We start from the raw sequence: 23,645 nt of genomic DNA, 5'->3' as shown, positions 1-23,645 counted from the left end.
GGGACAAGCCTGCCTTATCGGTACGACGTCCACGGACCGGCCCCTCGCGACCCCGCCCGGGCCGCCCCGGGGTCCCCGGTGACCGGTCACCGGGGAAGCACGTACCGTGAAACGCATGGTGGATGTGCGCAGAGCGGCCGAGCGGTACCGGGGCGGAGACGCCGCAGCGGGTATCGACACCCGGCACGCCTTCTCCTTCTCCGGACACTACGACCCGGAGAACACCGGGTTCGGGCTGCTCGTCGCGTGCAACGAGGAACGGCTCGTCCCCGGTGCGGGCTTCGCCGAACACCCCCACCGCGACCTGGAGATCGTCACCTGGGTGACCGAGGGCGAGCTGACGCACACCGACACCGCCGGGCACGCCACCGTCGTGCGTCCCGGCGATCTCCAGCGGCTCAGCGCCGGGGACGGGGTGCGGCACAGCGAACGCAACGCCGGCACCGGGCCGTTGCGGTTCTGGCAGATGTGGCTGGTGCCCGGCGTCTTCGGGGTCGCGCCCGAGTACGACGTCGTGCGGGGCATCGCGGACGGCACGCCCTACGCCCTGGACCGTGCGCAGGCGGTGCTGCACGTCCGCCGGCTGCGGGCGGGTCAGCGCTCCGCCGTGCCCGACGCGCCCTGGGCCTACCTCCAGGTGGTGCGCGGCAGCCTGGAGGTGGCCGGCCGCTGGCTGGCCGTCGGTGACTCCGCCCGTGTCACGGACGCGGAGGCGCTGGTCGTCGCCGCCGGGCACGGCGGTGCGGAGCTGCTGGTCTGGGAGATGCACGCCGAGCCCGGCTACGGCTGACGGCTCGGCACCGGCCGGGGCTGTGTCCGTCAGGCCAGCTCGGCCAGGACCGCGTCGGTGAAGGGCGGCCACGCCTCCACCGCCCACTCGCCGAACTGGCGGTCGGCCAGGGCCACACAGGCGGCTCCCGCCACGGGATCCACCCACAGGAACGTTCCTGCCTGGCCGAAGTGCCCGAAGGTGGCGGGGGAGGAGGAGGTGCCCGTCCAGTGCGGGGACTTCTCCCCCCGGATCTCGAATCCCAGCCCCCAGTCGTTCGGCGACTGGTTGCCGTATCCGGGCAGTACCCCGCGCAGGCCCGGGAACGCCACCGTCGTCGCCGCGTCGAGCGTCTGCCGGGCGACGAGCGTGGGGGCCAGCAGCTCGGCCGCGAACAGCGTCAGGTCCGCCGGGGTGGAGACGGCAGCCGCCGCCGGAGTCCCGTTCAGCTCGGTCGCCGTCATGCCCAGCGGCTCCAGGACCGCCTGGCGCAGGTACTCGGCGAACGGGATGTCCGCCGCCTTCTCGATGTGGTCGCCGAGGACTTCGAACCCCGTGTTGGAGTACAGCCTGCGCTCGCCGGGCCCGGCCATGACCCGGTGCTCGTCGAACGCCAGCCCCGAGGTGTGCGCCAGCAGGTGCCGCACCGTCGAACCCTCGGGTCCGGCCGGCTCGTCCAGCTCCACCGCCCCCTCCTCGACGGCCACGAGCGCGGCGTAGGCGGTCAGCGGCTTCGTCACGGAGGCCAGGGCGAACCGGTGGCCGTCCGGGCCGTGCCGGCCCGCCAGGGTGCCGTCGGCCCGGACCACCGAGGCCGCCGCCGTCGTCACCGGCCAGTTGTCGATCATCCGCAGACTGTCCATGGCCCCGAGCGTACGGGACGGGGTGCCGCCCGGAGCCGGACGGGAGGGAGCGGGGACGCTCACAGCTCGGCGAGCAGGTCCGCCTTCTTCACGGAGAACTCCTCGTCCGTCAGCAGCCCGGCCTCGTGCAGCCCGCCGAGGTGCCGGATGCGCTCGGCGATGTCGGCCGGATCGGCCCGCAGCGCGCCCGGCGCCCGGGGCGACGGCCCGCCCGCGCCGCCACCCACCGGCGCGTCGGCGTTCCGCGCCGTCGCCCGGTCCGCCCGGATCGCCGCCAGCACGGCCGCCGCCAGCGGCAGTGACTCGTGCACGAGCCCGTACCCCAGCCCGAAGACGACGGCGGCCGGGTCCTGATCCGGCTCCCCGGGCCGGGACTCCCGGCCCTCCGCGGGCCGCCGGATCAGCCGCAGATGGCCGCCGAGCACCTCCGGGGTGCGCCACTCGACGTCCTCCAGGTCCGCGACGTCGAAGAACTGGTCGCCGGCCTTCCACTTCGCGGACGAGGCACCCGTCCAGAACCAGCGGAACGAGACGGTGCCGCCGTCGAACGCGGCCTTGCCGTCGTACGCCTTGAACTGGAGGGGCGGCTCCGGGGCCCGCACCAGGAACCTCCCGGCCGGGAGCTCCGCGTCCGCGCCGAGGACGCCGCGCAGCTCGGTCGCGTAGAAGTCGGCGAGCGTCTCCCGGTCGGCCGGGAGCACCAACCGGTACGGATCGCAGCCCGTCTTCAGCTGCCCCGCCGCGGCGTCCAGCAGCGGATCGGCCCCCCGGCGCAGTACCGCGCGCAGCGCCACCGTGCCACGTCGTACCCCCGGCGCCAGCTCCACGCGGGCCAGCGCCTCGTACGGAACGCGCCGCTCCCGGAGGACCTGGAACAGCTTCGGCGTGCGGATCCCCCGTTCGAAGCGGATGAGCACGGAGTCGGTGTCGAACTCCCAGGCGGAGTGGATTCCGGCCAGCACATCACCCATGCGGCCCATCGTATGCGCCGGGAGCCCGCACGTCCCCCCGTGCCGCACCCCGCGTCAGCGCAGTTCAGCGGAATGGTAGGCCCCGGTTCCCACCGCCGCGAGGTTCTCCAGGCTGCGGGTGCCCGGCACGAAGTAGTCGGTGTGGCCGGTGGCCCCGCCCGTGCTGAGGCGGCGGGCTCCGAAGGACTCGGACATCGGATCCGCGCCGTGACCGATGCCCGCCACCCGCAGGTGCGGGACGTCGCCGATCCAGTCGTCCGGCGTCCGCATCGCCCACACCCGCACGTCCTCCCCCAGGTCCCGCGCCGACCCCGCGCGGACCCCGGGGCTGGCCGCGACCGCGATGTCCGTGACCCGCTCGGGCAGGTTGCCTGCGGCCAGTCCGCACACCACCGAGCCGTAGCTGTGGCACATGAGTGCGATCCCGCCCTCACCGGGGAGCGCGGCCAGCAGGTCGCGGAGCCGGTCGGCGCCCGCCCGGGCCAGCTCCCCGGTGGCGGTGTCCACGCTGACCCCTCGCGGCGCCGTGTAGTCGGCCCAGGCGATCGTGGCGCTCCGCACGGCGGGAGCGGAGCGCCCCTGCTGGGCGTGGAGCGCCTCGGCCATGCCGGAGGGCGCCGCGTACTTCATGCGGGTGCGCTCGAACGTCAGCAGGTCGACGTCAGCCCCGGGCACGACGACCGAGATCCGCTCCGCGCTCTCCAGGTCCCCGAAGACCTCGGCCGCACGTCCGAGCCCGGTGGGGTCGAACGCCAGGATGTGCCGGCCCTCCTCGCGCAGGGAGAGGAAGCGGTTCATGCGGCGTCCCGCCAGGTGCCGTCCCGCTTCGCTGAACCGGGGATCGACGCGGCGTCCCGCTCCCGCCGCACGGCCTCGCCCAGCGCCGTGCGGTTGGCCCGGTACCGCAGCGTCACCGGGGCGCCGCCCAGGTTGCCCACCACGAGGGGGTGCCGGTCGGCCAGCCGGTGCCGTTCCCCTGGGGAGAGCGAGGCGAAGAACGCGGCGACCCGGTCCGGCCGCGCCCCCGCGTCCGGCAGCTCACGTCCGGCGAACGTGTCCTCCTCCCAGGCGGCGAGCGCCGCCACCCACGCGTTCGGTGGGACGTCGTGGCTCTGCCGGGCGGTCCAGCCGGTCGTGGCCAGCAGCGCGAAGACCACCGCCACCGCCTTGAGGAAGCGGGGGAGGGGGAACGTCAGGGGCCCGTGCGGGCGGGGACGGAGGGGGGAGTAGCCGGGCGGGGAGGGGTGGGAGAAGCTGCGCGGGGAGGGGTGGGAGGAGCCGGGCGGGGAGGGGTGGGAGGAGGACGACGTCACAGGAGCCACACTGGGGAGGACGCCACCACGCGATCAGGTGTGCTGGTGACGTCCGTCACATTCCGCCTCCGGTCGGACGGCGGGTTCAGGTCCAGCGCCGCACGCAGCGCTGCCGGGGCGGTGCCTCCTCCGCGGCCGGACGCCAGGCGTCGAAGAGGGCCGGCGACAGCGCCTCCAGGTAGCCCCGGGCCCCCTCGCGAGCCCCCTGTACGGTCAGGTCCTGGCCCTGACCCCAACTCTGCATGGCCGTGCGCATGGTGGCGGAGAAGGAGGCGACCAGGACCTGCGGCCGGGGGTCGGCGCGCACGTCCAGCCCCTCCCGCTCGGCGATGATCAGGGCCAGCCGGTGCTCCATGTCCATCGCGTTGCGCATCTGGACGGCCGTGAGCGCGGGCGTGGTCTCGATCAGGTGCCACATCCGCATGTGCAGGTCGAGGGGGACGATCCTGGCGACGGCCTCGCCGATGCTGTTCCAGCTGTCCTCGACGGCGTTGCGGAGCGCGGTGATGGGACGTTCGTGCGGCGGGCGGGCCTTCAGGCTCTCGACGTACCGTTCCTGGATCATCACGTCGATGGCGAAGGCGACCTCCTCCTTGCCCGCGAAGTAGCGGAAGAAGGTGCGCTGCGAGACGTCCGCGACGGCGGCGATGTCGTCGACCGTCGTCCGCTCGTACCCCCGTGACACGAACAGCTCGTTCGCCGCGCGCACCAGTGCGTCCCGGGTGCGCTGCTTCTTGCGTTCGCGCAGTCCGGCCACGGTCCACCTCCAGTGTGTTCGAGCTGCTCAGGGTACCCGCGAGCCTTCTGGCAGTCGCTGCCTCAGCGCAATGTCACCAAACTGGCACGGGCTGACACAACACCCCGTGCGATGCGGTCCCGCGTCCCGTCGCCTGTGGAGTACTCGCCGGTTGTGGACAACTGCGCCACCCCGGACGGTGATTCGGTCGGTCCGCTCTTGGCAGGCCGACCCCGCCCGGCCAAGCTGGTCACAGTCCGTGACGGTCGTGACGTCACGGGTCACCATCTCGCGATGCCCGGCCGCGCCGGACCACCGGCGGAACGGAGAAGATCATGCACATCACCACCACGCCCGCGCCCGCCCCCTGCTTCACGCGGGAGCCGGAGCGGGCCGGGCACGCGAACGGCCCCCGCGCCGTGCCCGGTGGGCAGCGGCGCGGGGGCCGTTCGGTCGGAGTGGGTCGGCCCGCGGTCCCTCGGCCGGACCTACGCGTCACCCCCTGCGGGGCCGGGGTCGGCCGCGCGTACGTCGAGCAGCTGGTAGCGGTCGATCGCCTGCTTGAGCGCGGAGCGGTCCACCTGTCCCTCGCGGGTCAGCTCGGTCAGGACCGCCAGCACGATCGACTGGGCGTCGATGTGGAAGAAGCGGCGGGCCGCTCCCCGGGTGTCGGCGAAGCCGAAGCCGTCCGCCCCGAGGGACTGGTAGGTGCCCGGCACCCAGCGCGCGATCTGGTCGGGCACCGCGCGCATCCAGTCCGAGACGGCCACCACGGGGCCCTCGGTCTCGCGCAGTGTGCGCGTCACGTAGGGCACGCGCTGCTCCTCCTCGGGGTGGAGCAGGTTGTGCTCCTCCGTGGCCACCGCTTCCCGGCGCAGTTCGTTCCAGGAGGTCGCCGACCACACGTCGGCGCGCACGCCCCAGTCGTCCGCGAGGATCTGCTGCGCCTCCAGCGCCCAGCCCATCGCCACGCCGGAGGCGAGGATCTGGGCCCGCTGCTGCCCCCGCTCGCCGGCCCGGTAGCGGTGCAGCCCGCGCAGGATGCCCTCGACGTCGACGCCCTCCGGCTCGGCGGGCTGCCGGATCGGCTCGTTGTAGACGGTCAGGTAGTAGAAGACGTCCTCGGCGTTCTCCCCGTACATCCGCCGCAGACCGTCCTTGACGATGTGCGCGATCTCGAAACCGAACGCGGGGTCGTAGGACACGCACGCCGGATTCGTGGAGGCGAGGAGCTGCGAGTGGCCGTCGGCATGCTGGAGCCCCTCACCGGTGAGCGTGGTGCGTCCGGCCGTGGCGCCCAGCACGAAGCCGCGCGCCAGCTGGTCCGCCATCTGCCAGAACTGGTCGCCGGTGCGCTGGAAGCCGAACATCGAGTAGAAGACGTAGACCGGGATCAGGTGCTCGCTGTGCGTCGCGTAGGCGGAACCGGCGGCGATGAGCGAGGACGCGCAGCCCGCTTCCGAGATGCCGTCGTGCAGCATCTGCCCGGTGGGGGACTCCTTGTACGAGAGCAGCAGCTCCCGGTCCACCGACTCGTAGACCTGGCCCAGCGGGTTGTAGATCTTGGCCGTCGGGAACAGCGAGTCCATGCCGAAGGTGCGGTACTCGTCCGGGGCGATCGGCACGAAGCGCTTGCCGATCTCCTTGTCCTTCATCAGGTCCCGCAGCAGCCGGACGAACGCCATCGTGGTGGCGACCTGCTGGTTGCCGGAGCCCTTCCGGAGCGCCGCGTACGCCTCGTCCCCCGGCTGCGGCAGCGGCTCCGCGCGCACGACCCGGGTGGGCACGTAGCCGCCCAGGCCCCGGCGCCGGTCGTGCATGTACTGGATCTCCTCGGACTCGCGGCCCGGGTGGTAGTACGGCGGGAGGCCGGACTCCAGCTGCTGGTCGGAGATCGGGATGTGCAGCCGGTCGCGGAAGCGCTTGAGGTCGTCGACGGTGAGCTTCTTCATCTGGTGCGTGGCGTTGCGGCCCTCGAAGTTGGGCCCCAGCGTCCACCCCTTGATGGTCTGCGCCAGGATGACCGTCGGCTGGCCCTTGTGCTCGCGGGCCGCCTTGTAGGCCGCGTACACCTTCCGGTGGTCGTGGCCGCCACGCCCCAGGTGGAGGAGCTGGTCGTCGGACATGTCCTCGACCATGGCCCGCAGCCGGTGGTCGTCACCGAAGAAGTGGTCGCGGATGTAGGCGCCGGTCTCGGTGGCGTACGTCTGGAACTGCCCGTCCGGCGTCGTGTTCAGGCGGTTGACCAGGACGCCGTCGCGGTCCTGTGCCAGCAGCGGGTCCCAGGAGCGGTCCCAGATCAGCTTGATGACGTTCCAGCCCGCCCCCCGGAACTGCGACTCCAGCTCCTGGATGATCTTCCCGTTGCCGCGCACCGGGCCGTCGAGCCGCTGGAGGTTGCAGTTGACGACGAACGTCAGGTTGTCCAGGCCCTCCCGGGCGGCCAGCGAGAGCTGACCGAGCGACTCCGGCTCGTCCATCTCGCCGTCGCCGAGGAAGGCGTAGACGTGCGAGCGCGAGGTGTCGGCGATGCCACGCGCCTCCATGTAGCGGTTCATCCGCGCCTGGTAGATCGCCCCGATCGGGCCAAGCCCCATGGAGACCGTCGGGAACTCCCAGAAGTCCGGCATGGAGCGCGGGTGCGGATAGCTGGAGAGACCGTTCGGGTAGGCCGACTTCTCCTGCCGGAAGCCGTCGAGCTGCTCCTCGGTGAGCCGGTCCAGCAGGTAGGCGCGGGCGTAGATGCCCGGCGAGGCGTGGCCCTGGAAGAAGACCTGGTCGCCGCCGTCACCCTCGTCCTTGCCCCGGAAGAAGTGGTTGAAGCCCACGTCGTAGAGGGAGGCCGAGGAGGCGAACGTGGCGATGTGGCCGCCCACCCCGATCCCGGGCCGCTGGGCGCGCGAGACCATGACGGCCGCGTTCCAGCGCGTGGCGTTCAGTACCTTGCGCTCGATCTCCTCGTTGCCGGGGAAGAACGGCTCGTCCTTGGTGGCGATGGTGTTGACGTAGTCCGTGCTGCGCATCTCCGGCACGGCCACCCGCTTGGCGCGGGCGCGCTCGATGAGGCGGAGCATCAGATAGCGGGCACGTTCCCTGCCTCGTTCGTCGACGGCCGCGTCGAGCGAGTCGAGCCATTCCTGGGTCTCCTCGGGATCGAAATCCGGGACCTGGCTGGGAAGGCCGCCAATGATGATCGGGTTGCGATCGGATGCGGAAGCCACGCTGTTCCTTCGCTGCTCGGTAGTGCACTGCTGGTGTCGCGCCGACTCCATCGTCCACCGCAGGGCCGCCCGCGTCACCTCTACCCAGAGGTAACCCAGGCGCTCCCCGAGACGTCCGCGAGGACGGCGAGCGCGGGGCCGGCCGCAGCGGTCGGCCAAATCGCAACCTTACGCCCACCCCGGTCCTGTCGCGCTTTTGGGCGGGTAGGGCGACAATCGTGGCCCGCCGGGCCCACCCGGCCGCTCGGCGCGCGGGCGCCGCCCCCACCCGCGGTGCGCGGGCCGCCACCGAGCGCCGCGCCGCGCATGCGTACTGTGCGGGGACACGTCACCGTTTGGGCAGTTCGGAGGGCCGGGTACTTGCGCGATCCGCCCGGCACGTGTGGACTACGGCCAAGTACCTCGCGTACACGCGAGGGTCCCACTACGTTCGAACCATGACAGGAGGCAATCCGTGAGCGCGACCGCGGACCACGCGGAGGAGCGGACCAACCCCGCCGCAAGGCTGGGTTTCCAGCCCGGACAGGTGGTCCAGGAGCTCGGCAACGACGAGGACACCGAGCAGGCACTTCGCGAGGGCATCGAGGCCATCACGGGCACCGAGCTGGTCGACGAGGAGTACGACGACCTGGCCGACGCCGTGGTGCTGTGGTTCCGCGAGGACGACGGCGACCTGACGGACGCGCTGGTGGACGCCATCTCGCTGGTCGACGACGGGGCCCCGATCTGGCTGATGACGCCCAAGACGGGCCGGGACGGCTACGTCGAGGCGAGCGACATCGGCGAGGCGGCGCAGACCGCCGGGCTGCAGCAGACCAAGCCCATGAACATCGGCAGGGACTGGACCGGCAGCCGGCTGGTCACCCCGAAGACGAGCCGCGCGGCCAAGGGCTGAGCCCGACCGCCGGCACGTTTCCCCCGCCCCGGACGGACGCGTACCGGCCGGGGCCGGGGCCTGCGGTGCACGGAGCATTAGGGTGTGGCGAGGCACGTCCAACGTCGTTTCGTCGTCTCCCATCGGAGGATCGCACCCCATGCCCATCGTGGTCGGCACCAAGGCTCCGGACTTCCAGCTCAAGAACCAGCACGGCGAGGCGGTCGGCCTCGCCGACTTCCGGGGCCGCAAGAACGTCGTCCTGATGTTCTACCCGTTCGCGTTCACCGGCGTCTGCACGGGCGAGCTGTGCGCCCTGCGCGACCAGCTCCCGCAGTTCGTCAACGACGACGTCCAGTTGCTGGCCGTCTCGAACGACTCCCCCTTCGCCCTGCGCGTCTTCTCCGAGCAGGAGCAGCTCGGTTACCCGCTGCTGTCGGACTTCTGGCCGCACGGCCAGGTGTCCCGCGCGTACGACGTCTTCGACGAGGAGAAGGGCTGCGCGGTGCGCGGGACCTTCATCATCGACAAGGAGGGCGTCGTCCGCTGGACCGTGGTCAACGGTCTGCCCGACGCTCGTGACCTGCAGGAATACGTCCGCGCCCTCGAAGCGCTGTGACGCCTGCCTGACGGTGCCCGCCCCGCCGCCGACCCCGTGTCACGCCCGCGTACGCGACGTGACGGGGGAACCGGTGGCGGGGGCCGCGGCGTTGTTCCAGACGGCACCCTTCCGACCACACCGATCACGGCCGGGAGCGCGCTGCTCCCGGCGCCACACACCTGGAGGACCTGTGGGAGTCAGCCTCAGCAAGGGCGGCAACGTCTCGCTGACCAAGGAAGCCCCGAACCTGACGGCGGTCCTGGTGGGCCTGGGCTGGGACGCCCGCACCACGACCGGCGCCGACTTCGACCTGGACGCCAGCGCCCTGCTGGCGAGCGGCCAGGGCAAGGTCCTCAGCGACCAGCACTTCGTCTTCTTCAACAACCTCAGGAGCCCCGACGGCTCGGTGGAGCACACCGGTGACAACACCACCGGTGAGGGCGACGGCGACGACGAGGCGATCAAGGTCAATCTGGCCGGTGTCCCGGCGGACGTCGAGAAGATCGTCTTCCCCGTCTCCATCTACGAGGCGGAGACCCGCCAGCAGAGCTTCGGCCAGGTGCGCAACGCCTACATCCGGGTCGTGAACCAGGCTGACGGCCGGGAGCTCGCCCGCTACGACCTCACCGAGGACGCTTCGACGGAGACGGCGATGGTATTCGGCGAGCTCTACCGGCACGCGGGCGAGTGGAAGTTCCGTGCCATCGGCCAGGGCTACGCCTCCGGGCTGCGGGGCATCGCGCAGGACTTCGGCGTCAACGTCTGAGCACCGTCGGGCTTCCGTGCCCGGTCACGGGCGGGCACCGCGCCGCGCGGCGCCCGCCCTACACTTCGGCGTGAACGTCGCGTGGTCCGCGCCGCGGGCTGTGGGCCGGCCCGCGCGGGCGGCGCGGGGGAGCTCCGTGCGACAGATTGGGTGAGCAAGTGGTCCTCAGAACCTTCGGATGGTCCTTCGGCGTGACAGCCGCGGGCCTGGCCTTCGCGGCGTTCTTCTGGGGCTGGGAGGGCTTCGCCGTGGTGGCGATCCTCTCGATCCTCGAGATCTCGCTCTCCTTCGACAACGCCGTGGTCAACGCGGGTGTGCTGAAGAAGATGAACGCCTTCTGGCAGAAGATCTTCCTCACGATCGGCATTCTCATCGCCGTGTTCGGCATGCGGCTGGTCTTCCCGGTGGCGATCGTGGCCGTCACGGCGGGGGTCGGGCCGATCGAGGCCGTCGACCTGGCGATGAGCGAGCCCAAGACCTACGAGCAGATGGTCACCGACGCCCACCCCTCGATCGCGGCGTTCGGCGGCATGTTCCTGCTGATGATCTTCCTCAACTTCATGTTCGAGGACCGCGAGCACAAGTGGCTGCCGTGGCTGGAGCGCCCGCTCGCCAAGCTGAGCGGCGTCAACGCCCTGTCGGTCTGCATCGCCCTCATCACGCTGCTGGTCTCCGCGATGGCCCTGGCCCCGCACGCCCACCAGTACGCCGGGCACGCCGACAAGACCACGACGGTGCTGCTGTCGGGTGTGGCGGGTCTGATCACCTACCTGGTGGTCGGAGGGCTCTCCGGCTTCTTCGAGAACAAGCTGGAGGAGGAAGAGGAGCGCGAGCACGTCGCCGAGGAGGCGGCGGCCCGGTCGGGTCAGCAGGTCACGGCCCTCGGGGTCGGCGGCAAGGCGGCCTTCTTCCTCTTCCTCTACCTGGAGGTGCTGGACGCCTCGTTCTCCTTCGACGGCGTCATCGGCGCGTTCGCGATCACCAACCACATCTTCTGGATGGCGCTCGGTCTGGGCATCGGGGCGATGTACGTCCGGTCGATCACCGTCTACCTGGTGCGCCAGGGCACGCTGGACGACTACGTGTACCTGGAGCACGGTGCCCATTACGCGATCGGTGCGCTGGCGGCGATCCTTCTCGTCACCATCCGCTTCGAGATTCACGAGGTGATCACGGGGCTGCTCGGGGTCACCCTCATCGGTCTCGCGTTCTGGTCCTCGCTGCGCTACAACCGGCTCCACCGCGGGGACGGCGACGGGGGTGAGGGGGGAAGTCCCTCCGAGGAGAAGCGCGTCACCTCCGGAGTATGAACAACGGGCGAATCGGGGTGTCGCGACGCCCCGATTGCGGAAGCCTGTGAGCGGGGCGGCCGTCCGTGCCGGACGGCCGCCCCGCGGGGTTTGTCCGAGCGGACCGGGGAATGGGGGCAGGACGTGGTCTCTCTGTGGGAGCACTGGCGCAGCGGTACCAGGAATCGCGGGCCGAAGTTCGACACGGTGGGCGGCCCGTCGAGCTACGCGGTGGAGCTGACCAAGCGGTACCCGCAGGTGTCGCTCACCCAGCAGGGCGCCCACACCGGCACGTTGCGCGTCAACCTCTCCTGGCGCATGCGCCCGTCGGATCTCCACGACCGGCCGCGTCGCCGCGTCTCCCTGCGCAACCCGCTGGAGATGCTCAAGCCCGAACCGGTGAACGCCCACACGCAGGGCATGGTGAACGTCGACCTGGACCTGGCCTGCATGTACGAGCTGAAGGACGGCTCGAAGGGCGTCGTGCAGCCGCTCGGCGGCCTGGTGGGCGACATGCACGATCCGCCCTACGTGAAACTCAGCGGCGACGACCGGTTCGGCAGTGGTTCCGGGGAGACGATCTACGTCAACCTCGACCACGCCGACGAGATCAAGCGGCTGCTGTTCTTCGTCTACATCTACGACGGCACCCCCGCGTTCGACCGCACGCACGCCATCGTGACGCTGGTCCCCAGCGGCGGACCGCAGGTGGAGGTGGGGCTCGACGAACGGGCACCCGAGGCACGTTCCTGCGCGGTGCTCATGATCGAGCACGACAAGAACGGCAATCTCATCGCCCGACGCGAGGTGCGGTACGTCTACGGGTTCCAGGCCGACCTGGACCGGCTCTACGGCTGGGGCATGGCCTGGGGCCGGGGCTACAAGTCCCCCTCCCGGCGCTGACGACGCCCGGGCCCCGGCCCGTCAGCCTTGGGGGGACGCGAACTGCGGGCCCTGCGGCGGCAGGGTGAACGCCGGCCCGCCCACCGGCTGCGGGTATCCGTAGGCAGGCTGCGGCCCGGCCAGCGGGTGCTGGGCCGGAACCGGCGGGTAGGCCGGTGGTTCCGGCGGCGCGGGCGGCGGCTGCGGTACGGGCCCCGGCCCCGGCGGCTCGGGCTCCGGCACGGGCCCCGGCGCGGGCGGGGGCGGCCCCGGAGCCGGCGGGGGGACGGGCTCGGGCTCCGGTACCCCCGGCTCGTGCGGCGGCTCCGGCACCGTGCCCGGCCCGGGCCCGCCCACGGGTCCCGCGCCGGAGGCGCGCGGCGGCGGGACGTGGGTCGCGTCGCCGTCGGAGTCCCCTCCGTCGACCGACTCGTCGACCGAAACGCCGAAGGCCGTCGCGAGCCCCACCAGCCCGCTGCTGTAGCCCTGCCCGAGGGCGCGGAACTTCCAGCCCGACCCGCGCCGGTACAGCTCACCGCAGATCATGGCCGTCTCGGCGCCGGTCTCCGGGCTGAAGTCGAACGACGCGAGCGTCGTCCCGCTCACCGCGTCCCGCACGAGCAGCCGCATGCCGCCCCCGACCTCGCCGAACGTGCCGCCGTCGGCCGAGGCGGTGAGCATGACGCGGTCGACCGTCGGGTCGAGGGAGGACAGGTCCGCCTCGACGGTGTCGGACAGGCCCTCGGCGTCGCGGGTCTTCGCCCGGTGCCGCACCAGTCCGGAGGGGTGCCGTGGCTGGTTGTAGAAGACGAAGTCGTCGTCCGAACGCACCCTGCCGTCCGCGCCCAGCAGCAGTGCGGAGGCGTCGATGTCCGGTGCGGCCGGGGCGCCGGACCAGCGGAGCACCGCCTGCACCGCGGTGGCCCGCAGCTCGATGTTGGAGCCCTTCGCCATCACCTGGGTCATACGGCCATCCTGCCGAGCCCCCGACCGGCAGGGCAAGCCGGGCGTGCCGCTCGCGGGCCCGGCTCGCCCTGCCGCTCGGGCCCTCGGCGCGGTGCTCCCCTGGCCCGGCGCGGCGGCCCGGATGCCGGGAGGTCGGCCGTCGGTAAGGTGACGTTCATGTGCGCGGGGGCTTCGGACCGGCGTGCGCACGTACGATGAGCCGGCCGGGTTCCACCGCGACGGCCCGGCGCGCACCACTGATACGGGGGTTCCATGCGCCACTTCGGGCACCTCGCACCGTCCGTCCGGGAAGCGCTCTTCCACCGGGAGCCGGTGGAGTTCACCTCCGCGTCCCCCGCCGGGCTCCTCGCCGTCGCTCTCGGCGCGACCCTCTACAGTCCCGCCACCCGGCCGCAGCTCGCGCAGGACGTGCTGAAGATGGCCGACCGCGGCGTCGTCTCCATGGTCCTGTGCCTGGAGGACTCCATCGCCGACGCCGAGGTGCCGGCCGCCGAGGCCAACCTGGTGCGGCAGCTCACCGCGCTGCACGCGGCCGGGCACGACGCCGACGCGGACCTGCCGCTGCTGTTCGTGCGGGTCCGGGAGGCCGGGCAGATCACCCGGCTGACCACGCGGCTCGGCGACGCGGTGCGGCTGTTGTCCGGTTATGTGCTGCCGAAGTTCACCGAGGACCGGGGCATGCCGTTCCTCGAAGCCCTCGCCCGTGCGGAGAGCGACTGCGGGCGACGCCTGTTCGCCATGCCGGTCCTCGAGTCGCCCGAGGTGCTCCACCTGGAGACCCGCGCCGAGACGCTGGCCGGCATCGCGCGCTCCGTCGACAAGTACCGGGATCGCGTCCTCGCCCTGCGGCTGGGCGTCACCGACTTCTGCTCCGTCTACGGGCTGCGCAGGACGCCGCACATCACGGCGTACGACGTCGGCCTGGTCGCCACCGTCATCGCCGACGTCGTCAACGTGCTCGGCCGCAACGACGGCACCGGCTGCACCGTCACCGGCCCGGTGTGGGAGTACTTCCGCTTCTCGGAGCGGATGTTCAAGCCGCAGTTGCGCAGTTCCCCGTTCCGCTGGCGGGGCGCGGACGAGTTGCGCGCCGAACTGATCGAGCACGACATGGACGGCCTCCTGCGCGAGATCCAGCTCGACCGCGCCAACGGTCTGCAGGGCAAGACCTGCATACATCCCTCCCACGTGGCCCCGGTGCACGCCCTGTCCGTGGTGAGCCACGAGGAGTTCAGCGACGCCACCGACATCCTGCGGCCCGAGCGGCACGGCGGCGGGGTCCTGCGGTCGGCGTACACGAACAAGATGAACGAGGTCAAACCCCATCGGGCGTGGGCCGAGCGCACCCTGCTGCGGGCCGAGGTCTTCGGAGTCGCCCGCGAGGGCGTCGACTTCGTGGACCTCCTCGCCGCAGGCCAGCACGACCACGACCACCGGGGCACGGAAGAGGACGGAACACACGCGTGATGTGGACGGGAACCTGGACGGCCGAGCGGCTCGGCGTCGAGCTGAGGGGTGAGGGCATCCGGGATCTGCTCGGCCTCGCCGTGCGCCGCAACCCCAAGCGGGCCCACCTGCTGGTCTCCCAGGTGCTCGGCAAGCACGTCCCGCAGCTGCCCGGTGTCGTCCTGGCCACGGCGCTCGGGCTCGGCCGGCGCGTCCGCGAACTGCTCGGCGAGGAGGACGCCGCGCGCGCCGTCGTCCTCGGCTACGCGGAGACGGCGACGGGCCTGGGCCACGGCGTCGCCGACGGCGTCGGACGCGCCCCCTACCTGCACTCCACCCGCCGTCCGGTGCCCGGGTACGCCCGGGCCGCCGGATTCGAGGAGGAGCACTCCCACCACACCTCCCACCTGCTGCTTCCCGCCGACCGGCGGCTGCTGGCCGGCGCCGGGCCGCTCGTCCTCGTCGACGACGAGTTCTCCACCGGCTCCACCGTGCGCAACACCATCGCCGCACTGCACCGCGCCTACCCGCGCGACCGGTACGTCGTCGTCGCCCTCACCGACATGCGCTCACCGCAGGACACGGCGACGCTGGAGAAGTTCGCCGCCGAACTCGGCGCGCGGGTGGACATCGTGGCCCTCGCCGACGGCACGCTGACGCTGCCGCCCGACGTCCTGGAGCGGGCGGCGGCCCTCATCGCCGAGGCCGAGGCGGCCGACGACCCCGCCGCGACGGACACCGCGACCGCCGCCCGGACCGACGGCGGCCCGGAGGCGGACGCCGCCGAGATCGTCCCGGTGGAGCTTCCCTGGCCCGCCGGGCTCCCCGAAGGCGGCCGACACGGCTTCACCCCCGAGCACCGCGCCCGGCTGGAGGCCGCCCTGCCCGCCCTGGCCGACCCCATCGCCGCCGCGCTGCCGAAGGACGCGCGCCGTGTCCTGGTGCTCGGCACCGAGGAACTGATGTACGTGCCGCTGCGGATCGCCGACGCCCTCACCGGCGCCACCGGCGCGGAGGTCCGCTACTCCACCACGACCCGCTCGCCCGTGCTCGCCGTCGACGATCCCGGCTACGCCATCCGGCACCGCATCGTCTTCCCCGCCCACGACACCCCCGCCGACGGCCCCGGGCCCCGCTACGCGTACAACATCCCCCCGCGCGGCCACCCCCACGACCCCGGCTTCGACGCCATCGTCGTGATCACCGACGCCGCCGCCGACACCCCGGCCCTGCACGCTCCCGACGGTCTCCTCGCCCGGCTCGCGACCCGCACCGGACGCGTCGTCCGGGCGACGCTGCCCTCGGCCGACCCCCTCCCGCAGCCCCTGCGCGGCCCGCGCTTCTCCTCCTACCCGGCCGAGGACTGCGGCTGGCTCCTCCAGGACCTCTCCGCCGTCTCCCTCGAAGCCCCCACGGAGGAGCGGGAGGAGGCCATCCAGCGCGGCGGTGCCCACTACGCGGAGTCGCTGCCCGTCGAGTACCAGCCCAGCCCCGAATACCAGCGGCTCTTCCACACCGCGCTCGACCTCTCCGCCGCCCGCGTCGCCCGCGCGGTGGGCACCGTCACCGAGACCGTCCTGGCCGAGCGCGGCCCGCGCCCCGTCCTGGTCTCCCTCGCCCGGGCCGGTACGCCCGTCGGCGTCCTCATGCGCCGTTGGGCCCGCTACGCCCACGGCCTCGACCTGCCCCACTACGCCGTCTCCATCGTGCGCGGCCGGGGCATCGACACCACCGCGCTGCGCTGGCTCGCCGCCCACCACGACCCGGCCGACGTCGTCTTCGTCGACGGCTGGACGGGCAAGGGCGCCATCACGCGCGAACTGGCCGACGCCCTGCGCCCCTTCCCCGGCTTCGACCCCGACCTGGCCGTCCTCGCCGACCCGGGCGGCTGCGTGCGCACCTACGGCACACGCGAGGACTACCTCATCCCGTCCGCCTGCCTGAACTCCACCGTGTCCGGGCTGATCTCCCGCACCGTCCTGCGCGCCGACCTCGTCGGGCCCGGCGACTTCCACGGCGCCAAGCACTACCGGGAACTCGCCGGGAGCGACCTGTCCGCGCACTTCCTCGACTCCGTCGCCGCGCACTTCCCCGACGTCGCGGCCGCCGCCGCCGCCGATGCCCGCGCCCTGCGCACCGCCGACCGCACCCCCACCTGGGACGGCTGGCGGGCCGTCGAACGCATCAGCGAGGAGTACGGCATCGGCGACGTCAACCTCGTCAAGCCCGGGGTCGGCGAGACCACCCGCGTCCTCCTGCGCCGCGTGCCCTGGCGCATCCTGGCCCGACGCGGCGCGGGCGCCGACCTCGACCACGTCCGGCTGCTCGCCCGGCAGCGCGGTGTGCCCGTCGAGGAGACCGACGACCTGCCCTACACCTGCGTCGGGCTCATCCACCCGCGCTACACCAGGGGCGCCACCGGCGCCGACGGAAAGGCCGCCCGATGACGCCCACCGGACCCCTGCTCGTCGCCAGCGACCTCGACCGCACCCTCATCTACTCCGCCGCCGCGCTCCACCTCGACGTGCCGGACGCCGAGGCACCCCGGCTGCTGTGCGTCGAGGTCTACCAGGGCAAGCCGCTGTCCTACCTCACCGAACGCGCCGCCGCGCTGCTCCCCGAGCTGGCCGCGCGCAGCGTCCTGGTGCCCACCACCACGCGCACCCGCGAGCAGTACCGGCGCATCCAGCTGCCGGGCCCGCCCGCGCCGTTCGCCATCTGCGCCAACGGCGGCCACCTGCTGGTCGACGGCCGCACCGACCACGACTGGCACCGCGCCGTCCTGGCCCGCCTCGACGACGCCTGCGCCCCGCTCGCCGAGGTCCGGGACCACCTGCGTCGCACGTCCGACCCGGCCTGGCTGCTGAAGGAGCGCACCGCCGAGGACCTCTTCGCCTACCTCGTCGTGGACCGGTCCCTGCTGCCCCAGACCTGGATCAAGGACCTGGCGGCCTGGGCCGAGCCGCTCGGCTGGGCGGTCTCCGTCCAGGGCCGCAAGGTCTACGCCGTGCCCCGGCCGCTCACCAAGAGCGCCGCCGTCGCCGAGGTCGCCCGGCGGACCGGTGCCCGCCGAACGCTCGCCGCCGGGGACTCCCTCCTCGACGCCGACCTCCTGCTCGCCGCCGACGCCGGCTGGCGTCCCGGCCACGGCGAACTGGCCGACACCGGCTGGACCGCCCCGCACATCACGGCGCTGCCGGAGGTCGGGGTCGGCGCGGGGGAGCGCATCCTCGACGAGGCCCTGCGCCGCGTCGGGGCGTAGCACCCAGCCCGTCGGTCAGCCGCAGCAGCCGCCCCCGCAGCATCCGCCACCGCCGCCCCGCGCGGCGGGCGCGGGTGCGGCGCTCGTGCCGCCCACCGCCACCGCCGACAGCAGCTTCACCGTGTCACCGTGCCCCCGGGGACAGGACGCGGGCGCGCCGGACTCCGCCATCGGGCGGCTGACCTCGAACGACGTGCCGCACTCGCGGCACCGGAACTCATACCTCGGCATACCCCGCAGGATAGCCGCGGGTCAGCGCTGCCCGCCCCGGCTCTCCCGGATGTCCCGCACCACGGCGGACACCGTCTCCCGGATCGCGTCCAGCTCCGTCAGGAAGTGCCAGTAGTCGGGGTTCCTGCCGCCGCCCTCCAGACCCGCCACCGCCCGTTCCCACCGCGCCACCGCCTCGTCCAGCGGGCCGGCGTGCCGGGGGTCGGGCGTGTTGCGCCCCGCCATGGCCAGCTTCTGCGCGTCCCGGACGGCGAACCGGGTCCGTTCGGCCTCCCGCTCGTGGTTGAACGCCACCTCGTTCAGCCGGTCCAGTCGCTCCCCGGCCGCCGAGACGGCGCTGTCCCCGCTGTTCAGCGATGCCCGGACCGTCGCCAGGAGCGCCGTCGCGTCCGGCCAGCGCTGCGCCCGGCGCGCCTCCTGCGCCTCGCGCAGCTTCTCCTCGGCCCGCCGGGACGCCTCCAGCGCCTGCGCCGGCACGTGCTGGAGATCCTCCCAGCAGGCGGCACTGAAGCGCCGCCGCAGCTCGCTCAGCACCGGCTCGACCGTCCCGGCCCGTGTGGCCAGCGCCTGGGCCCGCGTCCGCAGGCTGGACAGCCGGCGGTCGATCTCGGCGGCCTGCTCCGGCAGCCGACGCGCCTCCTCCCGCACCGCCTCCGCCCGCCGCTGGACGTCCTCCGCCCGGCGGATCGTCTCCGGGACGCCGTGCCGGGCCGCCCCCTCGTTCAGCCGGGTCAGCTCCGGGGCGAGCGCGGCCAGCCGGGCCGCCTGCTCCTCCGCCGTGAAACCGGCCTCCCGCGCGGCGTCCAGTGCCTGCGTCGCCCCCAGCAGGGCCTGCCGCCCGCGTTCCACGGCCGGGGCCACCTGCGCCAGTTGGGCCTCCGCGTGCTGGAGCAGCGGGGTCAGCTCCTGCTCGAACCGCCCCAGGTCGGCGCGGGTCCGCTCCAGTTCCCCCTTGACCCGCTCCAGATCCCGCAGCGCCTGCTGCGCGGCCCCCGGCTCCAACCCCTCCCGGTCCAGGTCGTGCGCGTCCACCGCCCGGATGTAGTCGTGGCTCACCGCGTCGATCCGCTGCCCGAACTCCGCGAACCGCTCCACCGCCCGCCGCCCGGGCCCCGACGCGTCCACGGCGCCGATCGTCTCCACCGAGATCCGCACGTCACGCTGGGCGGTGTCCAGATCGTAGAAGGCCGCCGCGGCGGCGTCCTTCGCGGCCTGCGCCCCGGCCCGCAGCTGCTCCGCGCGCCCGCCGCCCCAGCCCCACCGCCGCGTCCCGCCGCCCCCGCTCATCGCCGCCACACAATCCCCTCCGGGTGTCCGCCTCTGGCCCCACCATTGTTCCACCGCACCCCGCCCGGCACGCAGGCCACGGCACCGCGGGCCGCCCGCTATCCTTTACCCTCGTCGTGCGCCCACCCCCGGGTGCGCGTGTCCGGGCGCATAGCTCAGCGGTAGAGCGCTGCCCTTACAAGGCAGATGTCGGCGGTTCGAACCCGTCTGCGCCCACCAGCCCCGTGGGGCCCGGCCGAGGGCGGTCGGGGCTCCGCCCGTTCGTTCCGACGTCGACGTGCGCGGGTGCGGCTCAGGGTTTCTGGGCCGCGAGGGCGGCGAAGGTCGCGGCGCCGCCGCCCAGCACCACGAGCTGCACGGTGGCGTAGGCGCCTCGGCCGAAGGCGGCCAGCGCGCCCGCGGTGACGACCGCGCCCCCGGCGAGATACCACATGAACTCCCGCGCCAGCCCGGGTGCTTCCGGCGGGTGGCCTTCGTTCCAGCCGTCTAGCCACCCCGTCCACAGGTAGCCCCACAGCAGGCAGCCGACGACCAACAGGTCGGCCAACAGGAGCAGGACGACGGCTGCCACTCTCTGGCCGGTCGTCGGTCGGGTCATGCGCGTCACTCCCGGTCGCGGTGTCGGCGGACGTCGGTCCGGCCCGACCTGTCAGCCTGCCTGCCGGCGGGGGTGTGCGCATGAGTACGCCTACTCATGCGGGCGCACGCCGGGGTGGGCCGGTGGCGTGGGTGGCCCGCACGTGCTTCCCGGCGACTCCGTGCCGTCCTCCGTGCGCCTGTCGGAGGGGGCGGGGCGGGTCCGACCATGGCCGTGTCACAGCGGATCGACGCAGGGCGGAGGGCACCACATGGCGACCAGGCAGTCCAGGTGCGGAGCGTGGACGGAGAAGGGCACCCGCTGTCGGAACCGCGCGATGGTCGGTGCCTCGCGCTGTCATCTGCATCGCGGCGCGTGGTCCTCGTACACGATCGACCAGCGCAAGGCCGGGGCGAAGAGGCGCCGGCGGACCTAGGCCGCGCCGGCCGGCCCGCCGAGGCCCCGCCCCACGGCCCGGCACGGGACCGGGCGGGGGCTCCGCGCTGGGCGGGCGCACATCCCCGGAGCTCTGACGCGTGGCAGGGACGCCTTGTGCTCCCGCCGTGGGTCGGGCGTATGTTGTTGAGCGTTGCTCAACAGGAGGAGGGATGGCCGTGCGGGCGGTGCGGATCGTGGAGCTGGAAGGGCCGGAGGCCGTGGAGGTGGGCGAGGCGGCGGAGCCCGCCGACCCCGGTGCCGTCGTGGTGGACGTGCACGCGGCGGGCGTCGCCTTCCCCGACGTGCTGCTCTCGCGGGGGCAGTACCAGTACCGGCCGGAGCTGCCGTTCGTGCCGGGCAGCGAGGTGGCCGGGGTGGTGCGCGGCGCGCCGGAGGGCTCCGGTTTCGCGGCGGGGGACCGCGTCGTGGGCCTGACCGGGTTCGGCGGGGGCATGGCCGAGGTCGCGACCGTCCCGCCGTCGATGACGTTCCGGCTGCCGGACAACGTCTCGTTCGAGGCCGGCGCCGGGCTGCTGTTCAACGACCTCACCGTGCACTTCGCGCTGGGCCGGCGCGGCGGGCTGCGGGAGGGCGAGACGGTGCTGGTGCACGGGGCGGCCGGCGGCATCGGGACGTCGGCCCTGCGGCTGGCGGGGCCGATGGGCGCCGGGCGGGTCGTCGCCGTGGTGAGCACGGAGGAGAAGGCGGAGGTCGCGCGTGCGGCCGGCGCGACGGACGTCGTCCTCACCGACGGCTGGCGGGACCGGGTGAAGGAGCTGACCGACGGCCGGGGCGTGGACGTCGTCGTCGACCCGGTCGGCGGGGACCGGTTCACCGACAGCCTCCGTTCGCTCGCCCCGGCCGGGCGGGTGCTCGTCATCGGCTTCACCGGCGGCGAGATCCCGACGGTCAAGGTCAACCGGCTGCTGCTCAACAACGTGGACGTGCGCGGCGTGGGCTGGGGCGCCTGGTGGCTGTCGCACCCCGAGTACCTGGCCGAGCAGTGGGCCGCGTACGAACCGCTGCTGGCGTCCGGGGCCCTGCCGGTGCCCGAGCCGGTGCTGCACCCGCTGGACGGTGCGGCCGAGGCCATCGCCTCGCTGGAGCGGCGCACGGCACTGGGCAAGGTCGTCCTGAAGGTCAGGTGACCGGTGGGGGAGCGGGCGGCCCCGGTGGTCACCCGGGCGGCTTCCTAGAATGAGGTCCATGCCCGACTCCCCCTCCCCGCCGGCCCCCGCCCGGGCCCGGCTCAGTGCCGAGGACCGGCGCCGTCAGCTCGTCGGCATCGGGCTGCGGATGCTGACCGAACGGCCGATCCACGATCTGTCGATCGACGAGATCGCGGCCGAGGCGGGCATCTCGCGCGGGCTGCTGTTCCACTACTTCGCCACCAAGCGGGACTTCTACGTGGCGGTGGTGCGGGCGGCCGCGCGCCGTATCCTGCGGGCGGCGCGGCCGGACCCGCAGGCGTCGCGGGCGGTGCAGCTGACCCAGTCCCTGGACGGCTACCTCGGCTTCCTGGAACGCCGCCGGGAGCCGTACCTGGCCCTGCTGCGGGGGTCGGCCGGGGGTGCGGACTACGTCAGTGAGATCTACGAGGAGATCCGCGGCGCCTTCGTGGCGCGGGCGGCGGCCTCGCTGGGCGTCGCCCGGCCGACGCCCCGCACGGAACTCGTGCTGCGGGGCTGGTTCAGCTTCGTGGAGGACACGGCCCTGGCCTGGGCGAAGGACCCCACCGTTCCGCGTGCCGAACTGGTGTCGATCCTGGCCCGCGCGCTGCCCGCGCTCGTCACCACGGCCGAGCCGGGGCTGGCCACCGACCTGTCCCCGGAACTGCTCGCGCACCTGGGCCTGGACACCTCCCGGGACGCGCCCTGAGCGTTCGGGGTGGGGGCCGGTTGCGGCCTTCGGTCAGCCCCGGCCGCCGTCGGCCGTCACGTCGAGATGTCCGGTGCCGGGCCGCTCCCGGTCCCGTCCCCGGCCGCGTCCCGCGCCGGCCCACAGGGCGGCGGCCCCGGCGGCGAGGGCGCCGAGGGTGGCGAAGAGCAGGGCGCGCAGGTGCAGGCCCGCGCCGTCGCCGCCGGCCGCTGCGTCGTCCTCCCCGGCCGTGCCCGTGCCGCCGTCGGGCGGCGTGAGCGGTGTGTCCAGGCAGCCGGTGAACGGCGCGCGCAGGGTGTCGCTGCCCTTGCCCGTGAGCGAGGCGGCGACGACGGTGCCGGTCACCCGCCCGTCCGGGTCGAGTTCGACGGCGGCGTGCGGGGCGAGGACGGAGCCGGGCCAGTGGGCGTCGGCGGGCTGGGTGACGGTGGTGGCGTCCGGGAAGTTCCACAGCAGCCGGCCCGCCGCCCGGCGCCCGTCCCCGTCCTCCCCGGTGGACGTCTCGACGCGGGCCGGGCCGTTCTCGTAGACGGGGCCGGAGACGTTGACGACCGTCGTGGCGCCCTCGGGGACCACGATCAGGACCTTCTGCGCCGATTCCAGCCGGCTCGCGCTGACCGGGAACACGTTGAGGTCCTCGTCCTCGCCCAGCAGCCGCACGACGGTCGCGCCGTCGTTCGTGGTGCGTGCGACGCTGCCGCGTGCGGGCAGTGCGTCGAGACGTTCGGACAGCGCGCGCAGCGAGCGGAACTCGGCGGGGAAGTCGACGGGGGAGCCGCCCTCGGTCGCCTCCAGGCCGGCCTTCACCACCGGCGGACGGCCGTCGAGCCCGCCGTACACGGCGGTGCCGCGCTCCAGGACCGTGAACGTCGAGCTGCCCGCCGCCCCGTTGCGCAGGGTGCCGCCCACGACGAGCGTGGTGTCCTCGGGAACGGAGTCGGTGGGGGCGGGCCGGCCCGCGATGCTGAAGCCGCGGGTGAAGTCGGCGTCACCGCCGGCGGCGACGGCCCCCTCGCTCTCGCCGAAGCGGTCGGTGTCGCCGAGGACGAACTCGGTGAAGCCGTCGGCCGCTCCGAGCTGGGGGCCGCAGGCGGGAGCGGCGACGGCCGGGGCGGGCGTCGCGAGGAGCAGACCGCTGCCGGCCAGTAAGGCGGCGAGCGCGGCAGCGCGTGGGGGGAGGGGCCGCATGCGACGCATGATCGCCACCCCGGGACCGGCCGGTCAAGCGGTGGTGGCGTCCTGCGAGGACCGTGATGAAGCCGTCATGAACGGTTC

The 23,645-nt window shown here is 73.5% G+C and carries 22 protein-coding genes and 1 tRNA gene; 12 read left to right on the top strand and 11 right to left on the bottom strand.

Annotated features, from left to right (window positions below; all coding sequences use genetic code 11):
• Positions 1-115: 115 nt before the first annotated feature.
• Positions 116-790, top strand: a complete 675-nt coding sequence (locus IF129_RS03135) for a pirin family protein (RefSeq protein WP_191207832.1) — start codon at positions 116-118, stop codon at positions 788-790.
• A 29-nt stretch (positions 791-819) separates the two neighbouring features.
• Here the strand turns inward: IF129_RS03135 and IF129_RS03130 are convergent, their stop codons facing one another.
• The 6 genes from IF129_RS03130 to aceE form a co-directional block, all read right to left on the bottom strand.
• Positions 820-1,632 (bottom strand): serine hydrolase domain-containing protein, encoded by an 813-nt coding sequence (locus IF129_RS03130; RefSeq protein ID WP_191207831.1) that lies wholly within the window; start codon positions 1,630-1,632, stop codon positions 820-822.
• A 59-nt stretch (positions 1,633-1,691) separates the two neighbouring features.
• Positions 1,692-2,612, bottom strand: a complete 921-nt coding sequence (locus IF129_RS03125; protein WP_191207830.1) for a DUF4429 domain-containing protein — start codon at positions 2,610-2,612, stop codon at positions 1,692-1,694.
• 45 nt (positions 2,613-2,657) lie between these two features.
• Complete coding sequence (locus IF129_RS03120) at positions 2,658-3,401, bottom strand: alpha/beta hydrolase (protein WP_224754220.1); 744 nt, start codon at positions 3,399-3,401, stop codon at positions 2,658-2,660.
• The gene (locus IF129_RS26110) at positions 3,398-3,916 is read right to left on the bottom strand and encodes a hypothetical protein (protein ID WP_224754219.1); all 519 of its coding nucleotides are present in this window, start codon (positions 3,914-3,916) and stop codon (positions 3,398-3,400) included. Before IF129_RS26110 ends, IF129_RS03120 begins: the two co-directional genes overlap by 4 nt.
• Before the next feature lie 85 nt (positions 3,917-4,001).
• Positions 4,002-4,673 carry a TetR family transcriptional regulator gene (locus IF129_RS03115; protein WP_191207829.1) on the bottom strand — a complete coding sequence of 224 codons (672 nt, stop codon included), beginning with the start codon at positions 4,671-4,673 and terminating at the stop codon, positions 4,002-4,004.
• 467 nt (positions 4,674-5,140) lie between these two features.
• Entirely contained in the window at positions 5,141-7,873 is a 2,733-nt protein-coding gene (gene aceE, locus IF129_RS03110) for a pyruvate dehydrogenase (acetyl-transferring), homodimeric type (RefSeq protein ID WP_191207828.1), read from the bottom strand.
• A gap of 454 nt (positions 7,874-8,327) precedes the next feature.
• Here aceE and IF129_RS03105 point away from each other — a divergent pair, with 454 nt between their 5' ends.
• The 5 genes from IF129_RS03105 (at position 8,328) to IF129_RS03085 (ending at position 12,306) form a co-directional block, all read left to right on the top strand.
• The gene (locus tag IF129_RS03105) at positions 8,328-8,768 is read left to right on the top strand and encodes a DUF3052 domain-containing protein (protein ID WP_191207827.1); all 441 of its coding nucleotides are present in this window, start codon (positions 8,328-8,330) and stop codon (positions 8,766-8,768) included.
• Positions 8,769-8,907: 139 nt separating this feature from the next.
• Positions 8,908-9,366, top strand: coding sequence for a peroxiredoxin (locus IF129_RS03100; protein WP_191207826.1), 459 nt, complete (start codon positions 8,908-8,910; stop codon positions 9,364-9,366).
• Between the two features lie 172 nt (positions 9,367-9,538).
• Positions 9,539-10,114 carry a TerD family protein gene (locus tag IF129_RS03095; RefSeq protein ID WP_191207825.1) on the top strand — a complete coding sequence of 192 codons (576 nt, stop codon included), beginning with the start codon at positions 9,539-9,541 and terminating at the stop codon, positions 10,112-10,114.
• Positions 10,115-10,272: 158 nt separating this feature from the next.
• Positions 10,273-11,424, top strand: coding sequence for a DUF475 domain-containing protein (locus IF129_RS03090; protein WP_191207824.1), 1,152 nt, complete (start codon positions 10,273-10,275; stop codon positions 11,422-11,424).
• Between the two features lie 123 nt (positions 11,425-11,547).
• Complete coding sequence (locus tag IF129_RS03085; RefSeq protein ID WP_191207823.1) at positions 11,548-12,306, top strand: Tellurium resistance; 759 nt, start codon at positions 11,548-11,550, stop codon at positions 12,304-12,306.
• A 21-nt stretch (positions 12,307-12,327) separates the two neighbouring features.
• Here the strand turns inward: IF129_RS03085 and IF129_RS03080 are convergent, their stop codons facing one another.
• Positions 12,328-13,251, bottom strand: coding sequence for a TerD family protein (locus IF129_RS03080; RefSeq protein WP_191207822.1), 924 nt, complete (start codon positions 13,249-13,251; stop codon positions 12,328-12,330).
• A gap of 252 nt (positions 13,252-13,503) precedes the next feature.
• On the opposite strand from IF129_RS03080, the gene IF129_RS03075 reads away from it, so the two are divergent.
• The 3 genes from IF129_RS03075 to IF129_RS03065 are packed head-to-tail and all read left to right on the top strand — an operon-like array spanning position 13,504 to position 17,959.
• Positions 13,504-14,718, top strand: coding sequence for an HpcH/HpaI aldolase/citrate lyase family protein (locus IF129_RS03075; protein WP_191207821.1), 1,215 nt, complete (start codon positions 13,504-13,506; stop codon positions 14,716-14,718).
• Complete coding sequence (locus IF129_RS03070; RefSeq protein WP_191207820.1) at positions 14,718-17,144, top strand: phosphoribosyltransferase; 2,427 nt, start codon at positions 14,718-14,720, stop codon at positions 17,142-17,144. Before IF129_RS03075 ends, IF129_RS03070 begins: the two co-directional genes overlap by 1 nt.
• The gene (locus tag IF129_RS03065; RefSeq protein ID WP_191207819.1) at positions 17,141-17,959 is read left to right on the top strand and encodes an HAD family hydrolase; all 819 of its coding nucleotides are present in this window, start codon (positions 17,141-17,143) and stop codon (positions 17,957-17,959) included. The genes IF129_RS03070 and IF129_RS03065 overlap by 4 nt, the downstream gene beginning before the upstream one ends.
• Before the next feature lie 15 nt (positions 17,960-17,974).
• Here IF129_RS03065 and IF129_RS03060 read toward each other — a convergent pair whose 3' ends face one another.
• Complete coding sequence (locus tag IF129_RS03060) at positions 17,975-18,190, bottom strand: FmdB family zinc ribbon protein (RefSeq protein WP_191207818.1); 216 nt, start codon at positions 18,188-18,190, stop codon at positions 17,975-17,977.
• Between the two features lie 21 nt (positions 18,191-18,211).
• Positions 18,212-19,477: a coiled-coil domain-containing protein gene (locus IF129_RS03055; protein WP_191208249.1), complete on the bottom strand. Its 1,266-nt coding sequence runs from the start codon at positions 19,475-19,477 to the stop codon at positions 18,212-18,214.
• Positions 19,478-19,621: 144 nt separating this feature from the next.
• Here IF129_RS03055 and IF129_RS03050 point away from each other — a divergent pair.
• A tRNA-Val gene (locus IF129_RS03050) sits at positions 19,622-19,696 on the top strand.
• A gap of 73 nt (positions 19,697-19,769) precedes the next feature.
• On the opposite strand, the gene IF129_RS03045 is transcribed toward IF129_RS03050, so the two are convergent.
• On the bottom strand, positions 19,770-20,075 hold the full coding sequence (locus IF129_RS03045; RefSeq protein WP_191207817.1) for a hypothetical protein: 306 nt from the start codon (positions 20,073-20,075) through the stop codon (positions 19,770-19,772).
• A 587-nt stretch (positions 20,076-20,662) separates the two neighbouring features.
• Between IF129_RS03045 and IF129_RS03040 the strand changes: the two genes are divergently transcribed.
• Both IF129_RS03040 and IF129_RS03035 read left to right on the top strand, forming a co-directional pair.
• Positions 20,663-21,640, top strand: a complete 978-nt coding sequence (locus tag IF129_RS03040) for an NADPH:quinone oxidoreductase family protein (RefSeq protein WP_224754216.1) — start codon at positions 20,663-20,665, stop codon at positions 21,638-21,640.
• A gap of 58 nt (positions 21,641-21,698) precedes the next feature.
• Complete coding sequence (locus IF129_RS03035; protein WP_191207816.1) at positions 21,699-22,370, top strand: TetR/AcrR family transcriptional regulator; 672 nt, start codon at positions 21,699-21,701, stop codon at positions 22,368-22,370.
• A gap of 33 nt (positions 22,371-22,403) precedes the next feature.
• Here the strand turns inward: IF129_RS03035 and IF129_RS03030 are convergent, their stop codons facing one another.
• Entirely contained in the window at positions 22,404-23,558 is a 1,155-nt protein-coding gene (locus IF129_RS03030; protein ID WP_191207815.1) for a choice-of-anchor A family protein, read from the bottom strand.
• Positions 23,559-23,645 lie beyond the last annotated feature (87 nt).

Origin of the sequence: Streptomyces chumphonensis (assembly GCF_014779715.1) — a bacterium.
In the GTDB taxonomy this organism is placed as follows: domain Bacteria; phylum Actinomycetota; class Actinomycetes; order Streptomycetales; family Streptomycetaceae; genus Streptomyces; species Streptomyces chumphonensis.
This window is presented reverse-complemented; position numbering and strand designations above follow the sequence as displayed.